This window comes from Bifidobacterium sp. ESL0690 (assembly GCF_029392315.1).
Classification (GTDB): domain Bacteria; phylum Actinomycetota; class Actinomycetes; order Actinomycetales; family Bifidobacteriaceae; genus Bifidobacterium.
This window is the reverse complement of sequence record NZ_CP113939.1, coordinates 1,471,389-1,497,880: the sequence shown is the minus strand read 5'-3', so window position 1 is coordinate 1,497,880 and position 26,492 is coordinate 1,471,389. Positions and strand designations below refer to the sequence as shown.

Here is a 26,492-nt window from a genome sequence, read left to right as displayed (position 1 = left end):
AGTTAATAATGCAAAGTGAGTGGAGGGGAGGGAGATGCGATGCTGAGACATAAAGCTTGGCCTACCGGCCTGGAGGGTGTCGAAGCATTGTCTCTCCCTCCCCTCCACGGTAACGCTGGAAAGTTAGATAACGATGTTAAATGACCAGCAAACTAGCTTTTTATAAACTCTGCATCAATTGTGTGTAATCCGAATCAGGGACAAACGCGAACGGATCGATGAGTCCGGCTTCGTGGCGTGTTGGGGCCGTCGTCTTGAGGTGTGTCCAATCGCAACTAAATGTGGCTCCTGAATTCAGTGCCTGATGAACGAATGCTCCGCGTAGTGCGGCGCGAGTGTCTTGAGGCGGGTTTTCAACGGCATGTTCGACTGCATCATCGGATACCAACGTTTCCACCAATCCGTGACCTACCAAGGATGGGTAAATACTTCCGTTGACGATGTCATGATAGTTCATATCGATTTGCCGAGCCTTCGTGGCCGTAAGCGAGGGATTACGTTCGTGCATTTTATTGAGCAGTTGGTATTTCGCCACCCAGTCAACGCGATTGGAAAGTGCTCCGAAATCGTTGACAGACAAGGCATCAAGCGCGGTTTTCCACTCGCGCAGAATATCGTTGCAGTTGCTTTCCGGTAAAGAATGTTCAACTTCAACACGATGATTTTCAACAAATCGTAAAACGACATTCCAGTAAAGATGCTGAATTTCCAAAGCGGTAACGGTTTGTGGATGAGCTTCATCGCTGGAAGCTGAGGGTTTCAGCCCAAGCTCCTGTTGCTTCGCCCGGAATGAGTCGATGTCTTCGACTTCCATCACCGGCTTGCTGCAGCTCAGATCGGCGCTCATCGCCTTGTTCGAGGCGCTTGGATCAGTGAGAGCACAACATTCGAATCCTGAGGCGGTGCCTTGTTTGGCAGCGTCTTCGATGGCGCAAAGCACCAGATGGGTGGTGGCGAGTTTCATTTTCGTCGCCCACTGCGAGCGGTTCGAATCGCCGATGATGACATGCAGCCTGCGGAATTCGTCAGGGTCGGCATGCGGCTCGTCGCGTGTGTTGACCATCGGCCGGAAGCGGGTGGTGGACGAGGAGACACCTTCGTCCAGGAAAGCGGCCCGTTGCGTGATTTCGAAGCCGTTTTTCGTTACTCGTCCGGCACCTGTGAAGAGCTGCCGGGTTACCAAAAACGGCAGCAGCTGCGCCTTGATGATGGGTAACGAGACATAGCGCCGTACCAGATAATTTTCATGGCAGCCGAATGCATGGCCCGCCGAGTCAACATTGTCTTTGAACAGATGGATGGTCGCGTGTTCGCCGTGTGTCTTGCGCAACCGTTCCTGTGCTCCAAAAGCCAGACGACGCATAATCTGCTCACCGGCCAGATCCTGCGTTAGCGCAGCCGACGGATCCCGTGCTTCGGCGGTGGCGTATTCGGGGTGGGAACCGACGTCGAGATACAGCCGCGAGCCGTTCTCCAAGTAGGTGTTGGTGGAACGTGAGCGTGAAAGTATGGGCGCGAACATCATCATCGCGACCTGCCCGGGGTCGCAAGGCTGGTTCGCTCCGGTCACGGAAACCCCGTATTCGGTTTCGATGCCGAAAATGCGATGGAACGAATCATATTCGGGGGAGCGCGACGTGCGATTGCCGGGTCCCTGATTGCTGCTGTTACGCAGCTGCGGCATCACTCGCCGCCTTTCTGCACGAAGCTCGAAACGTAGGTTTCCGCATCGGTTTCCAGCGTCGAGGAGATGTCGTCGAGCACGGCGTCGAGCGCGTCTTCCTGCTCCTGCGATTGATCGGCTTTCCGGCTTTTGACCTGATCCTGTGCCTGAGGCCCTTCGCTTCCATGCTGTTGTTGCGCGAACTGCTGTACCATGTCACTCCTTATGCCAGGCAACAAAAGCGAAAACTCGCTGAACGTTGCCATGAATATGCACGTTTTCTTTCTTCACTGTAGCGCAAGCGACATAGAGCGTTCCGCTCTGTTCGTTGATTGATATCCAGTCTGCGCCTTTCGATATCGAGGTACTGTGGTACTCGAATTTCACTCGTTTATTGGAACGGATAGGCCAGGTCGACGAGATAAGGCTTGAGCTCTTCGGTGATCACCCCGTTGGTGGCGACGATATCGTTTTCGCTGCGCCAGTGGATGGGATTGCCGTTCCAACGGCTCACCTTGCCCTGTGCCTGCCGTACCACGACGGTGCCGGCCGAGACCGCGGGGATATCCCAGCGGTGCAGATGCGGCTCGAAATAGGCGTCGTAGGTACCATCGGCCACTTTGCAAAGGTCAAGCGAGACAGGCCCGACGCGCTTGACGTCGGCGGGTTTGCCGGCGATCTCGCTCAAGACGTGAAACGCTCGTTCGGATTCCGCGGGCACATGCGACATGCCGAAGCTCACCACGGAGCCGGTCAACGAACCGATGGTGGAGGGAAGTACCTTCCCACGTTTCTCGCCGATTGGCGTGCGGCGGATGCGGATGGCGCCTTGCCCGGTGGCGGCCAGATAGGTAAGGCCAAGAGCAGGAGCGTGGACGACGCCCAAGATCGGCTGTGCGGAGTTCTCTTCGTTGAATTCGAACAACGAGACGGTGATGGTCCACTCGCTCATGTTGCGTCGAAAATTGATGGCCCCGTCAATCGGTCCCACGCACCAGAAACGGTCGCCGGGCTTTGCGTTTTCGGGCCTATCACGCCACATGCCATCGAATGGCTCGAGATAATTGAGACGGTTTTCGATGAAGGCGATGAGTTTCTTGTCGATGGCGCTTCCTACGCGCGTGGAGGTCGACGGGATTTCAAGTTCGGCGAAATCCTGCGGATTGATCTGGTCCTGAAGTGCATGCTTGCCGGCGTCCTGCGTCACCTGGGCCACTTTGAGCGCCAATGCCCTTGGATTTGTCGTCATATCTACCTGCCTGTTTACTTTTTTGCCGTCTATATACTATCCCGTAGGCTTTATAACCTTCAACACGCACGAAGCTGCATAATAAACGCGCCATAATCTTGTGAAAAACGCATGAAAAAACCTCCGGTCAAACAACAATCGGAGGTTTGGAAGATCAAATGATCCTATGATTGTCTCACTTGGAGGCAACGGCCTTCTTGAGGAGGCTGCCAGCGGAGATGCGGACACCGTAGGATGCCGGAATCTTGATCGTTTCGCCGGTGCGCGGGTTGCGGCCGGTGCGGGCGGCGCGACGAACGCGCTCGGCGGAGAAGAGACCGGTGAGCTTCAGGCCTTCGCCGGACTGCATTGCCTCGACGAACACATCCTGGAAGGCGTTGACGGCCGCTTCGGCCTGGGCCTTGGTCAGGTTGGACTTCTGTGCAATCTTCGAAACGAGATCAGACTTGTTGTATGCCATGAAGAATCCTTCTTGATTAGGGGCTTTCTGTTTGATGAAAGCCACGTTTCAGTAGTTCATTCTAGCCCAAAGTCTCGCCAAATACTGCGGATTAAGGCACTTTTTTCGCCGATTTGTAAAGATTTAGGTCTTACAAGGGTATTTTTCAGTGTATTTCGATAAAAAATCATTCTTGACGCGTCTGCGGCTCCGGTTTCCAGTGATATTGCGCGTATCTGCTTTCATTTCCAAAATGATAAAGAGGAATTATCCCGCAGGTCTCAGCGTAGAGCCGAAGCGGCCCTAGAGCAGATTGTGGTGGTCGAGCCGTTTCATTGCGAGGAAACCGATGGGGATACGCAACCAGTAGAAGCCGACGCGATACAGCAACGTGGCGCTCAATGCCACCGCTGGTGGCACGCCGATGGAGGTGAAAGCAAAGGTAAGCGCGGCCTCGACAGCACCCAAGCCGCCCGGGGTGGGTGCTGCGCTGCCCAAGGTATTGGCCAGAAGGAAGACGAAGATGGTCTCCAACGGATTCGAGGAAGTTCCGAAGGCCATCAACGCCGCCCAGAACCCGAGGCCGGTGGCGATATTCAGAATCAACGCCCCGAAAATGCCGCTGGCAAGTTTTTGCGGCTGGGCCAGGACTTCGACCAATTGATGGGCGTAGGAGCGAAGCATCGGCAGATATTTGTCGACGATCAGGCGCCGGATCGGGGTGATGGCCATGCACAGGCACAGCACAAGCACGATGGCGCCGATTACCACGACCAACGTGTTGGTCGGCACCATGCCGGAAAGCATGTTGCGCCCGGTGAACAGGCCCATGATCAGCAGCAGAACGATGGTCGTCAGGCCTTGCACCGCCCAGGTCACGGACATGATGGCGGTGGCCGCGGTGTTCTTATAGCCGCTTTTACGCAGATATTGGAGGTTGACGAATGCCGGTCCTACACCTGCCGGCATCGAAACTGCGGTGAAGCCGGAAGCGGCCTGGGAGCAGAAGAGGTCGAAGGGGTGACGCCTGTCGCTGTCCATGAACGAGCCGAGGGTGATGGACGAGCCGACCCAGGCGAGCATCGAAAGCAGCAGACAGACCAGCGCCCAGCCGAGATTGGCGTGACGCACGGCGGCGATGACCTCGTTGGGCCTCAGCTGTGTGAAGATGACGGCGACGGCGATGATGAGCAGGGTGATGGAGAGGAACGATTTGACGTTGAAACGGGCCAGCGTCACCGGTTCCGAGGCTTCGACCTCGTCGTGCGGGTCTAAGGCGTTGAGGCCGTCGCGCACTTCGCCGAGCAGTTGCTTGGTCCAGCCGGGAAGATTCCTTGTGGCCGAGGGGATGGCGACTTTCTGGATGAACGGCGCCAGGGAAATCAACGTCTGGCGGTCCCATACCTTGAGTGCCGATTCAATGGCCAGCTGCGGGTTGGTCAGCGTGGCAAGCAAAACCAGAAGCTGCACCTTGTCCATGGCGATATTGGTGCTGCCGCTGGCGTAGTCGCCGTTCTGCCATCCGACGATGACGTGTTCGCCGTGGATTTGGGCCAGCGTGTCTGGTGTAATACGCCTATGGGTGTAGCCTCGGCTGTTTGCACGGGCGAGATAGTCCATATAATCGACCATTTCGTCTTCGGTGAGCTTGCTGAGGTCGATGGGGCTTGGGTTGTCGGTGACGTCCAGCACGAGCAGCGAGGATTCCTCGCTGTCCATCACCCCATATGGAGTTGGTGTCGTCAGACCGCAGGATTTGAGCCCCAATAGCATCGAGAAATGATGATGGATGGCATCGCTTGCCGAACGGTCGCGACGGATGGCCACGCCAGTGAACCGCAGACCTTGCCATAGCTGGTTCAAGTAGCCGGCGGCATGAGGCAGGGAATCCAGCACGGAGATGATATAGCGTTTGCCTCGTTCGTCTTTGGCGTCGTAGATACGTGAGTTTTCGATGAGGTCGTCATCAAGTCTGGATTTGAGTGCCCCGGTTTCGTCGGCATCGTCGCGCCGATGCAGTTCGGTCAATTTGAGCCCGATGTTGCCCACCGCCTGGACCACTCCCGAGCCCCAGAGTCCCTGCGTTCTGGTTCCCATTGCAAAGCGCAAGGTCAGCCCGATGACCCGGCCCACAGCAAAGGAGACGATGGTGCCGGCCACCGAATGCCACGAGACGATGACGAACACTGCAGCCGCGATGAACAGCGTGTTCCAGCCCCATTTCACTGAGGAACGGGAACGTTTCGGCCCGGCTACGGTCAGGAACGCCCCGATGCCCGCGTAGAAGTCGGGGAGCATCGCCGGCCCTGCGCCTTCGCTGGATTGCAGGGCGTCCATCAGCGCGGGAACTCCTAGATGGGCCAGTACGAAGGAGAGGACCAGAATGACGGCATATCCGCAGAAGAGCGCCACCACCGAAACCGCGGATTGGAACCATTCTCTGTTGATGAGCAGGTGGATCAGCACGCTGATGATGATGGCGAAGCTCAGGAACTGCTGAAGGATGGAAACCGGCAGGTCCATCAGCCACGTGAAGGCTTGGCCGGCGGTTTTGGCGTCATGTTCGACACCGGTGGTGATGCCATGCAGATAGGTGGCGAAGACGATGACGACGACCGCCAATATCAAGGCACCTACGGCATGGAGCAGATCGTTGGCGTTGTGGGCGCGCTGGGGGGCGACGTCGTCGATATCGACCGCCGGACGCTGTTTTGGTGCCTCTGACGTAGCCTGATCGTCAGGCTTGAGTGAATCCGGCGTCAAATCAGGCATCAGGTCTGACGATTCCGGCGACAAATCCGAAGCTGAAGCTTGCGAAGAAGGTCCCTCTGAAAATGACGAAGAGGGCGTTTTGCTGCTCATTGCCCGTCAAAGCCTACCAGTTGTGCCGCCAGACCGATATAGGTCTGCGGTGTAAGCGACTTCAGCCGGGCTGCGGTCTTCTCGTCGAAGTCCAATGAATCGATGAACGTTTCAATATCGGCCTTGGAGATGCTCTTACCGCGCATGAGCTCCTTCACCTTTTCATACGGCCGTTCCATGCCTTCGCGTCCGGCGAATTCCTGGGCACGCATAGCCGTCTGGATGGGTTCGCCGAGCACTTCCCAATTTTCGTCGAGTTCGCGGGCGATGACATCGAAGTTCGGATGAATGGACTTGAGCCCTCCAAGCAGGTTGTCCAGTGCCAGCAGGGAATAGCCGAGCGCCGCGCCGACATTGCGTTGGGTGGTGGAATCGGTCAGATCGCGCTGCCAGCGGCTTTCGACCAGCGTATTGGAAAGCGTATCGAGGAACGAGCAGGAAAGCTCGAGGTTCGCCTCCGCGTTTTCGAAACGGATCGGGTTGACCTTGTGTGGCATGGTCGACGATCCGGTTGCGCCCTTCACAGGCACCTGGGCGAAGACGCCCCGGGAGATGTACATCCAGATGTCCACCGCTAGGTTGTGCAGGATACGGTTGGTGTGGCTGATGGTGCCGTAAAGTTCGGCCTGCCAGTCGTGGCTTTCGATTTGTGTGGTCAGGGGATTCCAAGTCAGGCCCATGCGATTGGTGACGAATTCACGCGAGATGGCAAGCCAGTCCGCGTCGGGGCAGGCGACGGTGTGCGCGCCGAACGTGCCGGTGGCACCGTTGATCTTGCCGAGGTATTCCTGTTCGTCGATATGTTTCAGTTGACGGCGAAGTCGATGGACGAATACCGCCAGTTCCTTGCCCAAGGTCGTGGGCGTGGCAGGCTGGCCGTGTGTCAGCGCGAGCATCGGCAGGTCCTTGAATTCCTCGGCCTTCGAGGCTAGGAAATCCGTCAGTTCCCGGGCTTTGGGAAGCCAGACCCGCGTGACGGCCTTTTTGATGCAACGGGCGTTGGCAAGGTTGTTGATGTCTTCGGAAGTGCAGGCGAAATGCACCAAGGTCTTGAGATTGGGCAGTTGTGTATCGGCCCCGAGCACGCTTGGCGAGCGATCAAGCTCGTCGTCGATGTAGTATTCGACCGCCTTGACGTCGTGATGGGTCTTGGCTTCATAGGCGGCATGGCGGGCGATTCCCTCGGCGCCGAAATCTTCGGGAATATCACGCAGATATTTGATTTCAGCGTCCGTAAGCGGCTTGACGCCCTCGAGCACCGGCTTGTTGCCGTTGCCATCGTAACCGTTGGCCAGAAGGATCATCCATTCGACTTCGACGGTGATGCGTTCGCGGTTCAGTGCCGGTTCGCTTAAATATTCGACGAGCGGGGCGGTCTGCTTGTGGTAGCGTCCATCCAGAGAGGTCAACGCGATTGCCGGTGAAATTTGGGTCAGCTGCATAAGCCTTTACCTTAGCGCAACCCGTTGTCTGACCGGCGCGTTTTCACCAAGGCTTGACGCTGGAACTGTCATCGCTTTTGGTCGGGGTTTTATTGTCGCCGTTGACCGGGCCATTCGGCTGATTGGCCTTGAGGGTTTCTTCGACCTGTTTGCGCTGCTCGTCCGTCAGCCCCTGGTTGCCGCTGTTGCCGGAATTCGAGGATTTCGAACCCTTGCCTTTGGCTCCTTTGCCGCTTGTCCCGTTCCCATTGCCGTTGGCCGCGGCTATCTTGTGGTCGGTCGAAGTGGTGAGTTTGCCGGAAATGTCGCTGTTAACGTTGATGAGTTTCTTCGTGCTGGGCGTAAGCAGCACACCCATGCGTCGGGCCTGGTCGAACTGGGTGTTGGCCTGGTCGAGCTGCGCCTTGACCCGTTGCGGGTCGGCATCGGGCTTCTTGGAGTATTCGATGCTGGCGTTGAGCGATGCCGTGGCTTGGTTATAAGTATCGATGGCTGTCATGTTAGCCAGCAGCGCCCCGGCGACGATGAGAAAAACGACTGCGATGATTCCCATGATGATTCGTACAGGCAGAGACACTCTGGCCTGGCGCTTCCCGCTATTGGTTCGTGAGCTTCTGGCAGTGCCCGTTCCGCTCCGCTTTTTGCTTTTTCGAGCGGCTTTTGGCGATTTGGCCGAAGCGGTTGGAGGTGCCGGTGCGGCCGGCGGCGAAGGGGCGGCATGGATTTCGTTCTTGTTCTTCTTCACAGCAGTCTCCTTGAATTTGCCAGCCAGCTGCCTATCTCCATCGTCAACAGTGCTGCCAGGGCTATGTAAAGGGGCCAGACCACGGGCATCACGCGTTCACGGCGTTTCGGCGTTTCCACGGTCCTGAAATGCTTGGAGAGCGTGGCCACGGAAGATTTGTCGAGCTTGTGCGTGGCATCGAGCAGGATGCATTTCCCGCTCATCTCGTCGGCGATTGCGATCAGGTTCTTCTTATCCATCCTTGAGATTCCGGGCTGACCGGTGGCAGGGTCCTTCACCCAGCCTTGGCTGCTCGTGCTCGGCTGGTCGCCATCAGAGTCGCTGGGGCCTGCCGTGACTTCAGGAATCTGGCCGCCTTTCTCGCTGCCGACGCCGATGGTGAAGGCGTCGTCGAGGTATTGGCGAAGTGAGGAGAAGGTACGTCGTGGTTTCGTCGAAGTCTGTTCTCCATCCGATATGTAGTACAGTACGATTTTATCCTGCGGATGTGCAGTGCGCATTTGCTTGAGCGTCACCAGCAGCGGGTCAATCGGGGCGTCAAGGTTCGAACCTGCGGAGACCGAAGTCGGTTCCGTGTTGAGCCCGGTGGCCCAGTTGCGGATGGCACCGACATCAGGGGTCAACGGCACGTCCAATGTCGCGCTCGCTCCGAAATGTACCGCAGCGAAGCTGGAATTGTCATAGATCGACGTGAGGTCGTTAATGGCTTTTTTGGCGGCATCCAGGCGCGTCATTGTCTTGCTTGTTCCGTATTGGGCGTCGTCAACGGCCATGGAACCGGTCACGTCGGTGGCGATGACCACATCGGTGGTGTTCACCGCGCGGCTTGTGGTGCTGGCGATGGTTGAGGGGGTCAGTGCCAAAAGCGCGATGATGACGCAAATGGCACAACGGCGCACGCATGCCCACACGGTTTCGTCGCTTTCGCCTTTCCTGCGGCGGTGAACCACGACCACGGCGAACGCGAAACCAAGCATGATAATCGCGATGGCGATGCCGGCGGGCCAACCGAGCGCGGGATTGAAACGCAATGTCTTAAGATTGTCGAGGTTCATCGTTTGAGTCTCCAAGCAAGGCCTATCCAAAGTGCCACCAAAAGCGCCAATGCCAAAGTCCACCAGCCGGGGGCATCCACCAAAGCCGCCTTGCGGACCTTCTCTTCGTCCCGGTTTTTCCGCTTTTCGATCGTTTGGACGAGGTTTTCTATCGGTTTGCCGGAATGGACGGAGAAATACGAGCCTCCGTGAGAGGTAATGTCACGCTGCATTTCGATGGTTGTATCGTCGTTCTCGCTGCTGGCCGGGCCGGCGTACAAACCGTCCACCACGATGCCTGCCTTGTGTGTCAGGTCCAGGGCCGACCCCAGCGTATAGGTCGATTTCCCGGAGAAGTTATCGGTCGCCAGCACGATCGAGGCTTTGTCGGACTCGTCTTGGGTTCGACCCGTCTTGCCGTAAGTGAAACCGGGGAGCATCGCCGCGCAGCTCACGAGGCCGTCGCCGATCAGGCTGGTCTTGTCCTTGCGGTTCTGGGTGCCTTCGATCAGATCGGAGAATTCCTGCAGGGTGCGGTCATTGGTTTTGTTGATCTTGTCCTGTGAGGAGATTTTTCCTAGGATATCGCTGGCGTATTTGAGCTGTCCCGAAGCCAACTGGTAATCGTCGGTCAGCGGGAAAAGCGTGCGGGAGGTCGAATTGAATAGGCTCAGGCCGATGCGTTCGCCCTTGAAATTGGAAATAAGCCGCTGATAGGAGGCAAGGACCTCATGGTCGTAGGAAAGCATCGAAGGGGAGACGTCCAAGCACAGGACGATATCGCGGTTCGCAGCCCTCTCGTCGGCTTCGTCAACCGTGGAAGGTCTTGAAACCGTCACCAGCGAAACCAAAAGCGAGATCGCCAGAACGATTACTGCCAGACGTCCCAGCACCCGCCATTGCCGAAAAAGCTCTTCTACATGTTCGGTATTGAGATCCTCGTCCAAATCGAACACGGGAATCTGCGGATACTTGTTCGGACGGCGCGCGCTGACCAGCTGCCAGGCGATGATACAGACGATTGCGGCGACGAGCGCTATTGCGGCGGCCCAGGGCCAATGCCACTCGAGGTTCATTTCCGCCACCTTTCAATCAGGTTCGAGACCCATTCGGCGGCTTGCTCCACGCTGGTGGACCGCGCCTGCTCATGACGTTCGGCGTCGGCAAATTCTGGGGGGTAGAGGGCGGTGATTGTTTGCCGCAGCAGTTTCATCCCGGGGTCGGCCGAAGCGGAGACGGGGAGGTGGTTGATATCGGCAAGGGTGTAGGAACTCATATCTTTATTGGTCTTTACCCCGGCAAAGTCACGTGCCACTTGTGCTAGGTCGCGCAGCGCCGCGTCTCGCGTCAACTCGCCATCTGCATGGCGTTCCACGATATCGTTGATGCGTCTGCGCCACGCCATTTTGTCGTTCTGCGCGCTGTGGGCGCCGTGGACTTTTGCACTGGCCTGCTTTTTGGGTCTTGAAAGCACGATTATCGCAATCACGAGAATGATTGCGACCGCAAGAAAGACGATGAAGGCGACGATAAGCACCGTGGGCACCGTAATCAGTCCTTCGGGCTTGTAATCGGCCATATCAAGCGTGTTCACTTGAAGATGTTGAAAGTCTAGGGAACGGGGCGTTCTTTGGCTGGTTGCCGCCGTTACATATTCATATAACGGTAATTGCCGCATCGCTGGAATCATGCCATTCCTCCCAACGATACGGAGGAGGCGTCAAAGCGGGCGAATGAGGTCTGCTTCAAGGTCACGCTTACCAGATGAATGAACTGGGAGAACATGTCCTCGCTCGATTTTGCGCGTATCAGCGTCGTGCCGTTGGCTTTGAGATGCTCCTGCAGCTGGGCGGTCAGATACTTGCGATGGGTGTCGACGGAACTTGCCGATTGTTCGCCGATCATGAAGGCGGGAATGCGGCGGCCGTCGAACCCGTCGGTGATCTGGCCGAACGGGATTTTCCTGAATGGGTTCAGCGTCGCCACGTCGATGAGCATCAGCGGGTGCATTGCGGCGATAAGCCGCAGCGAGTGCAGATGATCGCCGCTCAGGGCGTGTTCGTCAGTGGCGATGACCACCAGCGAGCCCCTGTCGTTCAAGGTTCGGGCATAGGCAAGCAAGGCCTCGAAATTGCGAGGATGGCGCTTTTCGCCGCCCATTCCGTTGTCGATGGCCTCTTCGAATTGGGCCAGCCCGCCTTTGAACGGTTTGCGGATGATATTCGCGCTGTCGGCGAACACCAGCGAAATCCTGTCGTGGCGGCGGGCGCTCAGGGCCGCGAACATGCACATGGCATTGCCGGCGACTTCCGTGGCTGTTTCTCCCGAAGTCGTTCGGCCTTCCATCTCCAACCCGTTGTCGAGCAGCAGATGGACGCGCGAAGTCACCAGACGCTCGCGGTCGATGACCATCGGGTGCCCTTGTTTGGCGCTGGCTTTCCAGTCGATAAGCCGTGCCTCGTCCTCGAAGGTGTAATCCCTGGTCGACATCGGGTCGTTGTTGCCGCCGAGCCGTGACGACGAGTGCTCTCCTTCGAGCACTCCTAAGGCGCGGCGTACCGTGGGCAGAGTCAGCGTCGAGGAAAGTGTTTCGATTTTCCTGCGCACTTCTCTCGCCTCAGGTGAGGCTTGACGTTGGGCGGAACTCATGGAACGGGCACCGTTTCGACGATGGAATCGATGATCTGGTCAGTGGTGGTGCCTTCGGCCTGGGCTTCGAAGGTCAGAAGGATTCGGTGACGCATGATTTCGTGAACGAACTTCTTGACATCCTCGGGAATCACATAGTCGCGTCCGTTCAAAAGGGCCTGGGCCTGACCGATGCGGACCAGCGAGATGGAGGCTCGCGGGCTTGCGCCCAGACGCACCTTGGCCGCAAGGTTCTTGATGGGATGGGTGCCTGCGCCTCGAGAGGTGGCCACCAGATCGACCGCATAATTCATGATGGCTTCAGAGACATGGACGCGTCGTGCGGCCGAGCGCAGGAAATCGACGTCGGCAATGCTCAGGGCGTTCTGCACCGGGGTGGAGGGATCCACCACGTCGGTGCCACGCAGCGTGAGCATCGAAAGCATGCGCGTTTCGTCGGCGGCGCTGGGGTAGGTCATGACCGCCTTCATCATGAAACGGTCCATCTGCGCCTCCGGGAGAGTGAAGGTGCCTTCCTCTTCGATCGGGTTTTCCGTGGCGATGACCATGAACGGCTTCGGCAGCGCTATACGTTTGCCGCCGATGGTCGTGGCGCCTTCGGCCATCGCTTCAAGCATGGCCGACTGGGTCTTCGCGTTGGAACGATTGATTTCGTCGAGCAGCACGAAATTGGCGTGAATCGGGCCGATTTGGGTGGAGAACTGCTGCTTGGAAAAGTCGAAGATCTGCGTGCCCACGAGGTCGGAAGGCATCAGGTCGGGAGTGCACTGCACACGGCGGAACGTGCCGGAAACCGAAGTCGCCAGCGTCTGGGCCGCGGTGGTCTTGGCAAGGCCCGGCACCGATTCGATCAGGATATGGCCGCCGGCGATCATCGTGGTGATCAACGCTTCGCGAAGGTTCTCCTGGCCGATGAGCGTTTGGGCGAAACGCATGCGAATACGGTCGGCGAGCTGCTTGGCACGGGCTCCTTCACCGGCGCCGGCGCTTGTGGCTGCGGGGCTTGGAATGGATGTGTTGGGCTGTTGCCCGGCAGGCTGCGACGAACGTGGATTTGGTGGGAAAATGGCCATAACGCTTCTATTCTAGATTGCTAAATGCGGATGTTTATTGCTCTGTCTGAGGCATTGTAGCCGAAGGTGGAGTCGAGCTTGACGTCAAATCCCAGTTGATCGGCGCGACTCCCATCTGTTGCAGTGCCGCATTGGCCCGGGAAAACGGGCGGGAACCGAAGAATCCTCTTGAAGCGGAAAGTGGGCTGGGGTGTGGGGATTTGATGATGAAGGCGTTGGTCAGCAGCGGCTCGAGGCTTTGCGCGTTGCGCCCCCAGAGGATGGCGACCAAAGGCTTCGGGTTACCTTGTGCGTCTTTGCGCGCGTTCAAGGCCGTGATCGCGGCATCGGTGACTTTCTCCCAACCTTTTCCCTGATGGCTGTTGGGCCGGCCAACGCCGACGGTGAGGCAGCGGTTCAGGAGCATGACCCCTTGGCTGCACCAAGGCGTGAGGTCGCCGTTCTGAGGAATCGGCAGGCCGAGGTCGTCGTGCATCTCCTTATAAATGTTCTGCAGGCTTTTGGGCACGGGGCGTACGTCGGGTGCCACGCAGAAACTCAATCCCACCGGGTGGCCGGGGGTGGGGTAAGGGTCCTGGCCGACGATCAATACCTTGATGGAATCGAAGGGGATGGTGAAGGCCCGCAGGATGTTATGACTTGCCGGCAGAGAAGGGCGCCCGGCCTTATGCTCGGCACGCAGGAAGTCTCCCATACGGTGGATGTCCGGTTCCACGTCGGCCAGGGCCTGCGCCCAACCGGCCTCGACGAGTTCGGAAAGTGGTTTGACATGGGTTTCGCTCATGTTACTTAACAATAGGATCGGGTGAGTATGTTTATTTTCCGAGAATTTTTAACGCATTCGAAGTTTTGACGGTGGAGGACGCTATAGTTAATAGCAATTGTTTGTAGTGGAACATACGGAGGAGAATTATGGCGCGCGACGACCGAGGTAACTATGAGTCTTATCAGAAAGACGCATTCGATAACCCCCCGAAGGGACCTATAGGCGTTCACCGTGGCAATACGTCATTGCTTTCCCGCTCGATTCCCTATGTCATTGTCATCATAGTTGCCATCATCGCTGGTCTTTTGGTTTGGGGCTTCTACTCGGGTGAGTTGCAAAAAACCTTTACCGGACACAGCCAGACTCAGTCCCAGACCACGACTGCTCCCAAGACCCTCAAGAAAAAAAAGGTCGTCAAGCAGGATACTGACACCAAGTCCGATACCAGCAATTCAACCAATCAGCAGCAGCAAGCGGCGCCTCAGCCGGCTCAGCAGGTCAACAAGCAGACTGCGGTCCAGGTCATCAACGCCACCCAGACGAGTGGTTATGCCGCCCAAAAGAAGGCCGTGCTCGATCAGGCCGGCTATACACAGGTGACCGCCGGCAATGCGTCAGGCACGCTTCCTTCCTCCACCGTTGTCTGGTATCAGAACGATGCCGACAAGGCCACGGCGCAGGATGTCGCGAACACCTTGGGCATTCAGGCCGTGCAGCAGCAGAACGGCATCCAGCAGGCGATTGTCGTGGTGCTGCTTAACTGATTCGATAATATCGATATTTGACGGGCCCCATTCAAGGACCGCATTCGACCGGTTAATTGACTTTTTATGTCTTAATTGTTCATTTTCTCGGCGTGTTGCGTGTTTTTGACTGGGGTTCTGTCTATAGTTGAAGCATGTTACGTGATGTGGTATTCGGAATCAGCCGAGTACCTCATATTGTTTTCGCGTGACACTCGGATGAGAGAATGGTTATTATGGCACAAGGTACCGTGAAGTTCTTCAATGCTGGCAAGGGTTACGGATTCATCAGCCCCGATGACGGGAGCGAAGATGTCTTCGTTCACTATTCCGCTATTCAAAGTGATGGCTTTAAGAAGCTTGACGACGGCGATAAGGTGGAATATGAGTTTGAGCAGGGCCCGAAGGGTCTGCAGGCGACAACCGTCACCAAGCTCTGAAAAGCTAGCTCAAAGCTATATTTAACGTCGGGTTCCGGTTCATATGAATCGGAACCCGACGTTTTTTCATGCCAACAGCGCAATTTCATCAATTTTGGCACTCGACGGGTGGGAGTGCTAATCTTGCAATTAGCACTCGAAGCCTGAGAGTGATAATCGGCAGCTGACGGTTGGTTATCGTGCTTCAAGGATTTCGGGTGAGTCAATATTAGCTGTGTAGCCAATTGTGGAGGAAACAATGGCAAAGATGATTGCATATGACGAGGAAGCTCGCCAAGGAATGCTTGCGGGCCTCGATGAGCTCGCCAACACCGTCAAGGTCACGCTGGGTCCCAAGGGCCGCAACGTCGTGCTTGACAAGAGCTACGGTGCCCCGACCATCACCAATGATGGCGTTTCGATCGCAAAGGAAATCGATCTCGAAGATCCTTACGCACGCATCGGTGCGGAACTGGTCAAGGAAGTCGCCAAGAAGACCGATGACGTCGCAGGCGACGGCACCACCACCGCTACCGTGCTCGCGCAGTCGCTCGTGCACGAAGGCCTGAAGAACGTGGTCGCCGGATCCAACCCGGTGGCTCTGCGCCGTGGCATCGAGAAGGCTTCGGACGCTGTGGTCAAGCAGCTTGTCTCTGTGGCCAAGGACGTGGAAACCAAGGATCAGATTGCTGCTACCGCCACGATTTCCGCCGGCGATCCTGAAATCGGCGAGAAGATCGCCGAAGCACTTGACAAGGTCGGCCAGGATGGTGTCGTGACCGTCGAGGACAACAGCCGTTTCGGTCTTGATCTCGACTTCACCGAGGGCATGCGTTTCGACAAGGGCTATATCTCCCCGTACTTCGTCACCAACAACGACGAGCAGACCGCAGTGCTCGACGAACCTTACATTCTGCTGACCAGTGGCAAGGTCTCCAGCCAGGAGGATATCGTTCACATCGCCGAACTCGTGATGAAGAGCGGCAAGCCGCTGCTTATCATTGCCGAAGATGTTGACGGCGAAGCGCTGCCGACACTGGTGGTCAACAAGGTTCGTGGCACTTTCAACTGCTGCGCCGTCAAGGCTCCTGGCTTCGGTGACCGTCGTAAGGCCATGCTGCAGGATATCGCCACTTTGACTGGTGCTCAGGTTGTTTCCGATGATTTGGGTCTGAAGCTCAACTCCATCGATCAGTCTGTGCTTGGTCGCGCCAAGAAGGTCATCGTCTCCAAGGATGAGACCACCATCGTTTCCGGTGCAGGCTCCAAGGAAGATGTCGAGGCTCGTGTCTCCCAGATTCGCGCCGAGATCGAGAACTCCGATTCCGACTATGACCGCGAGAAGCTGCAGGAGCGTCTTGCTAAGCTCGCCGGTGGCGTGGCCGTCATCAAGGTCGGCGCCGCTACCGAGGTCGAGGCCAAGGAACGCAAGCACCGCATCGAGGATGCCGTTCGTAACGCGAAGGCCGCCATCGAAGAGGGTCTGCTGCCCGGCGGTGGTGTCGCACTGGTCCAGGCTGCCAAGAAGGCCGAGGAGTCCGCTGATGTCAAGGCTCTGACCGACGAAGAGGCCACTGGTGCCGCCATCGTCTTCCGTGCCATCGAAGCCCCGATCAAGCAGATCGCCGAGAACTCCGGTGTCTCCGGTGACGTCGTGCTGAACAAGGTGCGCGAGTTGCCTGAAGGCCAAGGCTTCAACGCCGCGACCAACAAGTATGAGGACCTGCTCGAGGCCGGCGTGGCCGACCCGCTGAAGGTCACCCGTTCCGCTCTCCAGAATGCCGCTTCCATCGCCGGCCTGTTCCTGACCACCGAAGCTGTGGTGGCCAACAAGCCCGAGCCGAAGCCGGCTCCGGCTGCAGGTCAGGGCGCCGACATGGGCTACTGATCCAAAGCTGATTCCCCAAGCTGAAAAGCCGTAAGGAATCGTCAGGATTTGCAAAGCGCTGGTATCTGTTTGGGTACCGGCGCTTTCTTGTTGTTTGCGCAAATAGCTGGTGAGGGGCAATCGGTAATCTGCAGTCGCCGCAGCGCCTATCTTGTCGTATTTTCAAAGCCTCTCTAGTGGCATGCCTGTCGCTCGGACTTTTGTGTCCGTAGCGGACTTGAAGATTCATTGGTGAACCTGCCCGCTAGAGTGGTGGATATGTCAGCCAGTATTTTGCCTCTTACGGATACCGCCGAAAGCCTGAATTGTTCCTTGACCGAGAAAACCAATCCTGAGGGCCCGTCGCGACCTGGTTTCCAACGTGTCTTAACATTGCTCATTGTCGCCATGGTCTATATGCTCGCGGGCTCGCTTTTTCTCGGTTTCGCAAGCCCGGCCCAGGCGGCAAGCCAGTCAACGGGAGAACTTAGTGCCGATGTCACCGACCCGCAGAATCTCCTTGGCGGCAGCGTCTCAAAAGTCAACGATGAGATCGCTTCGACCAAGCAGGAGACCGGCGTGACAGTGCGACTTCTGTATCTGGCCAATTTCACCGGCACCAAGGATCCGGACAAATGGGCGGGGGAGAGCCTGCAATCGACCAAACCGCCGGCCAACACCGTTCTGCTCGCCGTCGCCTCGAATGACGGCAGGCTCGTGGTCGCAGTTTCGCACAATTCCGACAACTGGCTTAAAGACAACGACCATGTTTCCCAGCTTTCCCAAGCCGCGCTCGGGCCCATCCAAAAAGGCGACAATCCCGATTGGTCCGGTTCGGCGTGCGCGATGATGGATGAAATCAAGGTGCTGCACAAGCAGGAGGCTTCGAAAAAGCCGAAGATCATCATCGGCGTCTCAGTCGGGGTAGTAGTGGTACTCATCGCTGTTGGTGTGGTTGTCATGCTACGCAAACGGAAGGCTGCCGGTCACAAACATGCCAAATCCGCCAAGGGCAAGAGTGAGGGCGAGGAAAGAGGCGAAGACAAGCGCGAAGCAGCAGTCGAAAATTCCGTAACCGAGCAAACGGATGCTTCAAGTGCCGCGGAACATGCAAAACCCAAGACCAAAGGGCCTCGCCATCGCAAGAAAAAATAAAGCATCATAGTGTTGCGTAAGCTGTTGTCTTTTCGATTTCTATGAATTTATATGCCGATGCGTTTTCAGCTATTTAGCTGAGTGATGAATCGACCAATTTGTGCAGGAAGCATTCAGGAAACATACAGACAGACGAGTAATCCTTAGCGTTATGAGCAAACCAATAGAAGCATCAATCGTTGTAGTGGATGACGAACCGTCAATTCGGGACCTGCTGGTCGCATCCTTGCATTTTTCCGGCTTCGAGGTGGCTACGGCCGCTTCCGGAACAGAGGCCATCGAAGTCATCGAGAAGACCCAGCCCGACCTCATCGTCCTCGATGTGATGTTGCCTGATATCGACGGCTTTACCGTGACCCGTCGTATCCGTCAGGAAGGTATCGATGCACCGGTGCTGTTCCTCACCGCCCGCGACGACACCCAAGACAAGATCATGGGCCTGACCGTCGGTGGCGACGATTACGTCACCAAGCCATTCAGCCTCGAAGAGGTCGTCGCGCGTATACGCGCCATCCTGCGTCGCACGCATGAGCAGGTGGAGGACGACCCGGTCATCCGCGTGGGCGATCTCGAAATCAACGAGGATTCCCACGATGTAACCCGTGCCGGGCAGGCCATCGACCTGAGCCCCACGGAATACAAGCTGCTACGTTACCTGATGGACAACGAAGGCCGGGTACTTTCCAAGGCCCAGATTTTGGACCACGTCTGGCAATACGACTGGGGCGGGGACGCGGCCATCGTCGAATCCTATATTTCCTACCTGCGCAAGAAGGTCGACGGAGTCGTCGTCACTGATCCGGACGGCACCAAGCACAAGGTCTCCCCGCTGATCGAGACCAAGCGCGGCATCGGCTATATGATTCGCGAACCGAAGGATTAACAAGGCCGATGATGAACGTACAGACATCGGTAGGAGCGCAGGAGGGCGCAAACGTCGGGGCGGACGAGTCGGAGGAGCATACGCTTTTCATCGAGCCAGCCGACGCTAAGAGCGAACCCGGTCAGTCCGGCAACCCCGCAAAAGCCCACAAACCGCCGAAAGGCAGCAGGCCAAGCAAGTTTCCGGCGTTAGCCAGAATGCGTAAACGCTGGCTTGCGCGTCTCGACGGGGTGCCGCTTTCTACCAAGCTGGTCGCCTGCACGCTCGTCTTGCTGATGGTCGGTACATTCGGCATTTCGCTGACGATACGCCAGTTGGTCAGCAGCTACTTGGTGCAGAAAACCGATACCCAGCTGCGCGATCAGGCCCAGCTGGTGTATAGCAATGTCGATTTGCTGAGTCGAAAAGATGAAAACGAAAACGTCGGCCCAAACGAATACTTCATGCAATGGCGTGACAGCAAAAGCAACGTCATTATCAGAACGCCGCTAGTTCCTGTATTACGAAATAGTGTTGTTTCCGAACCGGTGCTGCCTGCAAACGGATCCATGGGCGATGTCAAATACGACAAGCCGTTTACCGCTTCGGCCAAAGTACGGGAGTTGAACCCGTCCGTGAAAGCCGACAAACGTACCATGCAGGTGGCCCAGGCCCCGTGGCGTGTGCTCGCTCTAGAGGGTCGGGAACGCGGGCCGGATGGCAGCAGCACGGTGAAGATGACGGTGTATATCGGCGTGTCGATGGCCGATCAGATCGACATCATCTCGACGCTGACGCAATACTCCATTTTCGTCAGTATCATCATCGTCCTGCTTGGTGCCGTGGTGGCCACGTTGATTATCCAACGCACCTTGCTGCCGTTGAAACGCATCGAAAAGACCGCTGCCAAGATTGCCGCCGGCGATCTGAGCCAGCGTGTTCCCACAGCTCCCGAAAACACTGAGGTCGGCTCGCTTGCGGCATCCCTGAATGCCATGCTGGCACGAATCGAATCAAGCTTCCGCGAGCAGCAGGAGACCACGGAGAAGATGAAGCAGTTCGTCTCCGACGCCAGCCATGAGCTGCGTACGCCGTTGGCCACGATTCATGGCTATTCCGAGCTTTACCATATGCAGCGCGATTTGCCGGGGGCGCTGGAACGTGCCGATGAATCCATCGACCATATTGAGGCTTCCAGCCAACGCATGACCGTGCTCGTCGAAGATCTGCTTTCTCTCGCGCGTCTTGACGAAGGCCGCGGCATCGACATGACCCAGCAGGTTAATCTTGCCCAACAGTTGAAGGACGCCGTCGATGACCTGCATGCGCTCGACAACAATCGTGTCATCAGACGCGGAAGACTCGAACTCAACGCCAAGGACGGCAACAAACCCGCTCATCTGGTGTTCAGGGAAGGCGAATTCCCGGACGTCACTTTGACCGGCGACGGCTCGAGGCTGCGTCAGGTCATCACCAATATCGTCGGCAACATCCACCGCTATACGCCTTCGGATTCACCGGTCGAGGTCGGACTGGCCATTCTTCCTGCTTCGATCAGCCCCGAATCGCTGCAACGTATGCCTTCAAACCCGCAATCGCTGCGTTACTTCCTTGAGGCCGTCGAGGTCGGTCAATCCATGCACATGGGCATGAACTACGCCGTGTTCAGCTTCATGGATCATGGTCCCGGCGTCCCCACGGACCGCCAATCCCAGATTTTCGAACGGTTCTATACCGCTGATCCTTCGCGCGCCCGTCAAAAGGGTGGTACCGGACTCGGCATGTCCATCGCGCAGTCTGTGGTGCGGGCCCACCATGGCTTCATCGATGCGACCACGACCACCAATGGGGGAGGCCTCACACTGACCGTTATTCTTCCTCTTGGACCGGTCGAGCCGCAGGCTCCTGCTGTTACCGGGGAAGCGCAAGGCCGGAAAAATGACAAATCGGGGAAGTCGGGTAAGTCTGGCAAATCCGGGAAATCTGGCAGAACCGGCAAGGCCGGGAAACCAACCAAACCAGCCAAACAGGCAAAGCAGGGCAGGCAGAGGAAACAGAACCGGCAATCCAATCATCAAGGCAGGTGGTCGCACCGCGACAAGGGCAAGACAAGCTGATCTTTCGCGCTTTGCGTAGCGGTTACGCTAGACTGGTTATAGACCAAGAAAAACAGAGCGGAAACGGTATTCCGTCAGAAGTTTTACGATGAACGAGGTGTGTCATGCCCAGCGGGAAAGTGCGTTGGTTCGATTCAAAGAGAGGTTACGGCTTTATCACCGACGGGGAGGGCAATGACGTGTTCTTACCTGCGGCGGCATTGCCGGCAGGTACGTCGACTTTACGTAAGGGTGCCAAAGTCGAATTTTCTCTGGTCGACGGCCGCAAAGGCCCGCAGGCCATGGATCTGCACGTTTTGGGACCGGCACCTTCCGTGGTGCGTGCCACCAGGCCCAAGCCTGACGATATGGCCGCCATCGTCGAGGATCTGATCAAATTGCTCGACCAGGCCGGCAATTCCTTGAGGCGTCATCGTTACCCGAATCCTGGGGAAAGCCGCAAGCTGGCTACGTTGTTGCGGGCTGTCGCCGATGATTTCGATGTCGAGGACTGAAAAGAAAACGGAAAGCGAAATGACGGAAGACAGCATGGTGGAAACGACGGCGGAAGTAGCGACTCAGACAGATGCGACGGCGGAAGTGGCAGCGGATGTAACTGTGGATACGACACCGGATGTAGCCGTAGACGCGGTGACAGACGCAACGGCGGAAACGGCCGAGGGTGCAGCCGAGCGTTCCGAGGAGGAAGCAAAGCTCGACCCGCGCGCTTTGGCGAAATCAGTGGTGCTCACTGTGGCCGATGAACCGGAAGAGGTGGGGGATTTCGCGCAGAGCATCGATTTGGGCGACAACGTCACCGATTTTCGTTTCGTATGTCTGAGAAAAGGCTATGAGGGCTGGCAATGGGCGGTGACGCTTTATCACGATGTAGAAATGAATTCGTGGAGCGTCAACGAATCCACGCTGGTTCCCACTGATGATTCGTTGCTGGCACCGGCCTGGATTCCTTGGAAGGACAGGCTTGAGGCTGCCGACCTTTCGGTGACGGATTCTCTGGGCACCGATCCGAACGACCCGCGGATGGAAGACGGGTTCCGCAAGACCGAGGTCGTTGAAAACGATTCGGTTGAGGTTTCGAATAAGAGCCAAACTGATTCCGCGATTTCCGGGCAGAAAGTCGTCGATACCAGAGTTGAACCGAATGGTTCCAAGGAATCGGATATTTCATCTGCCAGCGAGGAAAGTACCGCCGAGGCAACCGACAACGCCGAAACGGAAATATCAGCTGCAACCAGGATTGATACGGAAACGAATATTGACGGTGAAGCGGGTGACGACAGTGAAGTGAAGTCTGACGCTGATATCGATCCAGAGACAGGACTGAGCCGCGAACTTGAAGACACGGTCGAACAATTCGGCCTTTCGCGTCGACATGTGATGAGTGCACTTGGACGTTCGCAGACTGCAAAACGTTGGTATGACGGGCAGCACGGGCCGAAGTCACTTTCCACCAAGACGGCCGAGGGCAACCTCTGCTCGACCTGTGCCTTCTTCATCGGGCTCAAGGGCGATCTGGACACCATGTTCGGCGTGTGCGCGAACCGCTGGAGCCCGGACGATGGACGTGTCGTTTCGCTCGATCACGGTTGCGGCGAACATTCCGAAATCGAGCAGCCGGAGCCCTCGCATCTGTGGGTGCAGTCCAAGCCGGCGTTTGACGATTTGCATATCGACATCATCGCTCAGGCGCCGCGCGAGGAACGTGGACAGGTCGAACTCATCGAATCGATCGATGAGGAGGATGACGCTGACGGTACGGAATCGGACGAATCCGATGAAGTGGATGAGACGGATGAAGATACCGCGACTGAAAATGATATCGCCGAGCATGCCGTTCCCGGTTCGTTGGACGATGATGAAAGCGACGACGATGATGAAGACGAAACGGTTGGCAAGGGCACGGTAGGCAGTGCCGTCACCGCTGATGTGGCTGTCGAATCCACCATTGATTTGAGCGATGACGACGATGATTCTGAAGATGATTCAGATGATGATGAAGTCGGCGACGATTCAGATGATGATTCAGATGATGAAGTCAGTGACGATTTGGACGATGATGTTTCTGACGATTCCGATGATTCGGATGGCAAAGTGACAGACGATGACTCCGACGACTCGGAAGATTCTAACGATGCAGACGATTCTGATTCGAATAAAGAAACAGATGATTCGGCGGAAGATGAATCGGGAAATGACGATTCAAGCGATACGGATGATGTCAGTACCCAAGATTCTGACGAATCCGTAAGTAGTGAAACGGATGAATCTACTGACGTTACCGCCACTACAGCAACGGACCCAGAAGAAAACTCTGACGAGGAAAACGAAGCTGATAACGCTTGATTACGCAATTGTGGACGAAATCGCCGTCAACGAGCGGATTTTAGCCGTTTGTGTCACCTTTGTTGCGTTCTCAGCGCAATAGGCGCGCGACATGAAATAAACGTCACCATAAATCGGTAGAGTTAAATGGATTATCAAGAATGGAAGGACAAGTATGTTCGAACGGTTTACTGACCGTGCCAGGCGTGTGATCGTACTGGCGCAGGAAGAAGCCAAAGCCCTCCAGCACAACTATATCGGCACCGAACATCTGCTGCTCGGCCTGATTCGTGAAGGCGAAGGCATCGCGGCCAAGGCGCTGGCCGCCAAGGGCGTTACTTTGGAAGATACCCGCAAGCAGGTGGAGGAAATGATCGGCAAGGGCAACGCCGCGCCGAATGGTCATATTCCGTTCACCCCTCATGCCAAGCAGGTCTTGGAATTGAGCCTGCGTGAAGCGCTGCAATTGGGGCATAGCTATATCGGCACCGAGCACATCCTGCTCGGCCTCATCCGTGAGGGCGAAGGCGTGGGCACTCAGGTGCTCATCAAGATGGATGTCGATCTGGGTGAGCTTCGCAGCTCTACCATCGACCTCATCCGTGGCAACTCCGGTGGTGCTGATGGCGAAGGCAAGGGCGACCTGGCCAACGCGGGCGGCGTGGAGAACAAGGGTCGTCAGACCGGCTCTGCCATCCTCGACCAGTTCGGCCGCAACCTCACCGCGGAAGCCGCAGAAGGCAAGCTGGACCCGGTCATCGGTCGTGCCAAAGAGATCGAGCGCGTAATGGTCGTGCTCTCTCGCCGCACCAAGAACAACCCGGTGCTGATCGGCGAACCCGGCGTCGGCAAGACGGCTGTCGTCGAAGGCTTGGCTCAGAAGATTCATGCCGGCGACGTTCCTGAGACCTTGAAGGACAAGCAGGTCTATTCGCTTGATCTTGCCTCCATGGTGGCAGGTTCGCGTTACCGCGGCGATTTCGAGGAACGCTTGAAGAAGGTTCTGAAGGAGATCAAGACCCGCGGCGACATCGTGCTTTTCATCGACGAGATTCATACCATTGTCGGTGCAGGTTCGGCGGACGGCGCGTTGGGCGCTTCCGACATCCTGAAGCCGATGCTGGCTCGTGGCGAACTCCAGACCATCGGTGCCACCACCACCGACGAATACCGCAAGTATATCGAGAAGGACGCGGCGCTCGAACGTCGCTTCCAGCCTATTCAGGTTGACGAGCCGTCCATCGCGGATACCATCGAGATTCTGAAGGGTCTGCGCAGCAGGTATGAGAACCACCACAAGGTGACTATCACCGACGGCGCGCTCCAGGCTGCGGCTGAGCTTTCGTCCCGTTACATTCAGGACCGCAACCTGCCCGACAAGGCCATCGATCTTATCGACGAAGCGGGTGCACGTCTGCGCATCAAGCGTCTCACTGCGCCGCCGGAGCTCAAGGAGCTTGACGGCAAAATTTCCAAGGTCTCCGATGAGAAGGACAAAGCCATCAAGGACCAGGACTTCGAGAAGGCCGCCGAGCTGCGAGACAGCGAAGAGAAGCTGAAGACCGAGCGCAAGGAGAAGGAAAAGACCTGGCGCGAGGGCGGTAGCGACGTCAAGATGGTCGTGGACGAAGAAGTGATCGCCGAAGTCGTCTCCTCGACCACTGGCATCCCCGTCTTCAAGCTCACGCAGGCCGAATCCAAGAAGCTCTTGAATATGGAGTCCGAGCTGCACAAGCGCATCATCGGCCAGGACGAGGCGGTTTCCGCGCTTGCCCGCTCGATTCGCCGCACGCGTGTCGGTTTGAAGGATCCCAAGCGTCCTGCGGGTTCGTTCATCTTCGCCGGCCCCACAGGCGTCGGCAAGACCGAGCTGGCCAAGGCGTTGGCGCAGTTCCTCTTTGACGACGAGGACGCGCTGATTCGCGTCGACATGTCCGAGTTCTCCGAGAAGTATGCCGCGTCGCGCCTCTTTGGTGCGCCTCCGGGGTACGTCGGCTATGAAGAAGGCGGCGAGCTCACCGAAAAGGTGCGCCGCAAGCCGTTCTCCGTTGTGCTTTTCGACGAGATCGAGAAGGCCCATCCCGACATCTTCAACACGCTGTTGCAAGTGCTGGACGATGGCCACTTGACCGACGGCCAGGGCCGCAAGGTGGACTTCAAGAACACCATCATCATCCTCACGACCAACCTCGGCACCAAGGACATCGCCAAGGCCGCCAACACCGGCTTCAGCTCCGGCAACGACCAGGAGTCGAGCTACGAGCGGATGAAAAGCCAGGTGACCAGCGAGCTCAAGCAGCAGTTCCGTCCTGAGTTCCTCAACCGTCTCGACGACATCATCGTCTTCCGTCAGTTGACCGAGCCGCAGGTTCGTCAGATTGTCGATCTCGATCTGAACCAGCTCAACGATCGTCTCTTCGAGCGTCACATGACGATCGAGCTGACCGATGCCGCCAAGGATCTGCTCGCGCAGAAGGGCTTCGACCCGCTGCTCGGCGCCCGTCCGCTGCGTCGTGTCATCACGCGCGATATTGAGGATGCCGTCTCCGAGAAGATTCTGATGGGCGACCTGAAGAACGGCGAAAAGGTGGAGGTCGACGCCGAAGGCGAAGGCATCCTGGGCGAGTTCACCTTTAAAGGTGTGCCCTTCGAGGACCCGAATGCCAAGCCAGCCGACGAGGCCAACGCTGATGGCAAGCAGCCCGAGCTGGTAGGTGTGGGTGCGCCAGCTGATACAAGCGCTGCCGCTTCGTCTACCGACTCAGATGATTCTTCAGTTGCTGAGTCCTCGGCACCAGCATCAGCCCCATCCACGGATACGCCGTCAAGCGCTTCGAGTGATTTCTCGGCTGACTCTGGTTCGGATGCGCATGGTACGGGTACCCCATCGACTCCAAGTGAGTGATGTTGACCTAGATCAGCGCTGATATAACGCGCTCACTGTACAAAGGCCCGACTTCTCGTCCAAGAAGTCGGGCCTTCATGTATTCAGACGCCCAAAGGTGCTTTTCTCTTCAGTAAAACCGCTCATCAGTGAGAAAAGCACCATTTCGGCCCTATTTTGGTGCTTTTCTCACTGATTCGG

General features: G+C 57.0%; 22 protein-coding genes. 9 read left to right on the top strand and 13 right to left on the bottom strand.

Annotation, left to right across the window (positions count from 1 at the left end; all coding sequences use genetic code 11):
* Positions 1-160: 160 nt before the first annotated feature.
* The 13 genes from OZX62_RS06045 to OZX62_RS05985 all read right to left on the bottom strand — a co-directional run bounded on the left by OZX62_RS06045 (position 161) and on the right by OZX62_RS05985 (position 13,940).
* Complete coding sequence (locus tag OZX62_RS06045; RefSeq protein WP_277175340.1) at positions 161-1,684, bottom strand: proteasome accessory factor PafA2 family protein; 1,524 nt, start codon at positions 1,682-1,684, stop codon at positions 161-163.
* Complete coding sequence (locus OZX62_RS06040; RefSeq protein ID WP_277175339.1) at positions 1,684-1,878, bottom strand: ubiquitin-like protein Pup; 195 nt, start codon at positions 1,876-1,878, stop codon at positions 1,684-1,686. Before OZX62_RS06040 ends, OZX62_RS06045 begins: the two co-directional genes overlap by 1 nt.
* Before the next feature lie 176 nt (positions 1,879-2,054).
* The gene (locus tag OZX62_RS06035; RefSeq protein WP_277175338.1) at positions 2,055-2,912 is read right to left on the bottom strand and encodes an inositol monophosphatase family protein; all 858 of its coding nucleotides are present in this window, start codon (positions 2,910-2,912) and stop codon (positions 2,055-2,057) included.
* A gap of 175 nt (positions 2,913-3,087) precedes the next feature.
* Positions 3,088-3,372 (bottom strand): HU family DNA-binding protein, encoded by a 285-nt coding sequence (locus OZX62_RS06030; RefSeq protein ID WP_033521170.1) that lies wholly within the window; start codon positions 3,370-3,372, stop codon positions 3,088-3,090.
* Positions 3,373-3,654: 282 nt separating this feature from the next.
* Complete coding sequence (locus tag OZX62_RS06025; RefSeq protein ID WP_277175337.1) at positions 3,655-6,213, bottom strand: lysylphosphatidylglycerol synthase transmembrane domain-containing protein; 2,559 nt, start codon at positions 6,211-6,213, stop codon at positions 3,655-3,657.
* Positions 6,210-7,655, bottom strand: a complete 1,446-nt coding sequence (gene purB, locus OZX62_RS06020) for an adenylosuccinate lyase (protein WP_277175336.1) — start codon at positions 7,653-7,655, stop codon at positions 6,210-6,212. Before purB ends, OZX62_RS06025 begins: the two co-directional genes overlap by 4 nt.
* A gap of 43 nt (positions 7,656-7,698) precedes the next feature.
* Positions 7,699-8,400, bottom strand: coding sequence for a DUF6466 family protein (locus tag OZX62_RS06015; RefSeq protein ID WP_277175335.1), 702 nt, complete (start codon positions 8,398-8,400; stop codon positions 7,699-7,701).
* Positions 8,397-9,455, bottom strand: coding sequence for a vWA domain-containing protein (locus tag OZX62_RS06010; protein WP_277175334.1), 1,059 nt, complete (start codon positions 9,453-9,455; stop codon positions 8,397-8,399). The genes OZX62_RS06015 and OZX62_RS06010 overlap by 4 nt, the downstream gene beginning before the upstream one ends.
* Complete coding sequence (locus OZX62_RS06005; protein WP_277175333.1) at positions 9,452-10,510, bottom strand: VWA domain-containing protein; 1,059 nt, start codon at positions 10,508-10,510, stop codon at positions 9,452-9,454. The genes OZX62_RS06010 and OZX62_RS06005 overlap by 4 nt, the downstream gene beginning before the upstream one ends.
* The gene (locus OZX62_RS06000; protein WP_277175332.1) at positions 10,507-11,124 is read right to left on the bottom strand and encodes a hypothetical protein; all 618 of its coding nucleotides are present in this window, start codon (positions 11,122-11,124) and stop codon (positions 10,507-10,509) included. The genes OZX62_RS06005 and OZX62_RS06000 overlap by 4 nt, the downstream gene beginning before the upstream one ends.
* Positions 11,121-12,083 (bottom strand): DUF58 domain-containing protein, encoded by a 963-nt coding sequence (locus tag OZX62_RS05995; RefSeq protein WP_277175331.1) that lies wholly within the window; start codon positions 12,081-12,083, stop codon positions 11,121-11,123. Before OZX62_RS05995 ends, OZX62_RS06000 begins: the two co-directional genes overlap by 4 nt.
* Positions 12,080-13,156 (bottom strand): MoxR family ATPase, encoded by a 1,077-nt coding sequence (locus OZX62_RS05990; RefSeq protein ID WP_277175330.1) that lies wholly within the window; start codon positions 13,154-13,156, stop codon positions 12,080-12,082. Before OZX62_RS05990 ends, OZX62_RS05995 begins: the two co-directional genes overlap by 4 nt.
* Before the next feature lie 34 nt (positions 13,157-13,190).
* The gene (locus tag OZX62_RS05985; RefSeq protein WP_277175329.1) at positions 13,191-13,940 is read right to left on the bottom strand and encodes a uracil-DNA glycosylase; all 750 of its coding nucleotides are present in this window, start codon (positions 13,938-13,940) and stop codon (positions 13,191-13,193) included.
* 128 nt (positions 13,941-14,068) lie between these two features.
* On the opposite strand from OZX62_RS05985, the gene OZX62_RS05980 reads away from it, so the two are divergent.
* The 9 genes from OZX62_RS05980 to OZX62_RS05940 all read left to right on the top strand — a co-directional run bounded on the left by OZX62_RS05980 (position 14,069) and on the right by OZX62_RS05940 (position 26,312).
* Positions 14,069-14,686, top strand: coding sequence for a LytR C-terminal domain-containing protein (locus OZX62_RS05980; RefSeq protein ID WP_277175328.1), 618 nt, complete (start codon positions 14,069-14,071; stop codon positions 14,684-14,686).
* 215 nt (positions 14,687-14,901) lie between these two features.
* The gene (locus tag OZX62_RS05975) at positions 14,902-15,105 is read left to right on the top strand and encodes a cold-shock protein (RefSeq protein WP_277157704.1); all 204 of its coding nucleotides are present in this window, start codon (positions 14,902-14,904) and stop codon (positions 15,103-15,105) included.
* Positions 15,106-15,343: 238 nt separating this feature from the next.
* A complete protein-coding gene (gene groL, locus OZX62_RS05970; protein ID WP_277175327.1) occupies positions 15,344-16,972 on the top strand; it encodes a chaperonin GroEL in 1,629 nt (542 codons plus the stop codon).
* Between the two features lie 258 nt (positions 16,973-17,230).
* Complete coding sequence (locus OZX62_RS05965; RefSeq protein ID WP_277175326.1) at positions 17,231-18,106, top strand: TPM domain-containing protein; 876 nt, start codon at positions 17,231-17,233, stop codon at positions 18,104-18,106.
* A 151-nt stretch (positions 18,107-18,257) separates the two neighbouring features.
* The gene (locus OZX62_RS05960) at positions 18,258-18,989 is read left to right on the top strand and encodes a response regulator transcription factor (RefSeq protein WP_277175325.1); all 732 of its coding nucleotides are present in this window, start codon (positions 18,258-18,260) and stop codon (positions 18,987-18,989) included.
* 197 nt (positions 18,990-19,186) lie between these two features.
* Positions 19,187-21,085: a HAMP domain-containing sensor histidine kinase gene (locus tag OZX62_RS05955; RefSeq protein ID WP_277177049.1), complete on the top strand. Its 1,899-nt coding sequence runs from the start codon at positions 19,187-19,189 to the stop codon at positions 21,083-21,085.
* 104 nt (positions 21,086-21,189) lie between these two features.
* On the top strand, positions 21,190-21,579 hold the full coding sequence (locus OZX62_RS05950; RefSeq protein ID WP_277175324.1) for a cold-shock protein: 390 nt from the start codon (positions 21,190-21,192) through the stop codon (positions 21,577-21,579).
* Between the two features lie 214 nt (positions 21,580-21,793).
* Positions 21,794-23,428, top strand: coding sequence for a DUF3027 domain-containing protein (locus OZX62_RS05945; RefSeq protein ID WP_277177048.1), 1,635 nt, complete (start codon positions 21,794-21,796; stop codon positions 23,426-23,428).
* Between the two features lie 154 nt (positions 23,429-23,582).
* Positions 23,583-26,312: an ATP-dependent Clp protease ATP-binding subunit gene (locus tag OZX62_RS05940; RefSeq protein ID WP_277175323.1), complete on the top strand. Its 2,730-nt coding sequence runs from the start codon at positions 23,583-23,585 to the stop codon at positions 26,310-26,312.
* Positions 26,313-26,492: the final 180 nt, after the last annotated feature.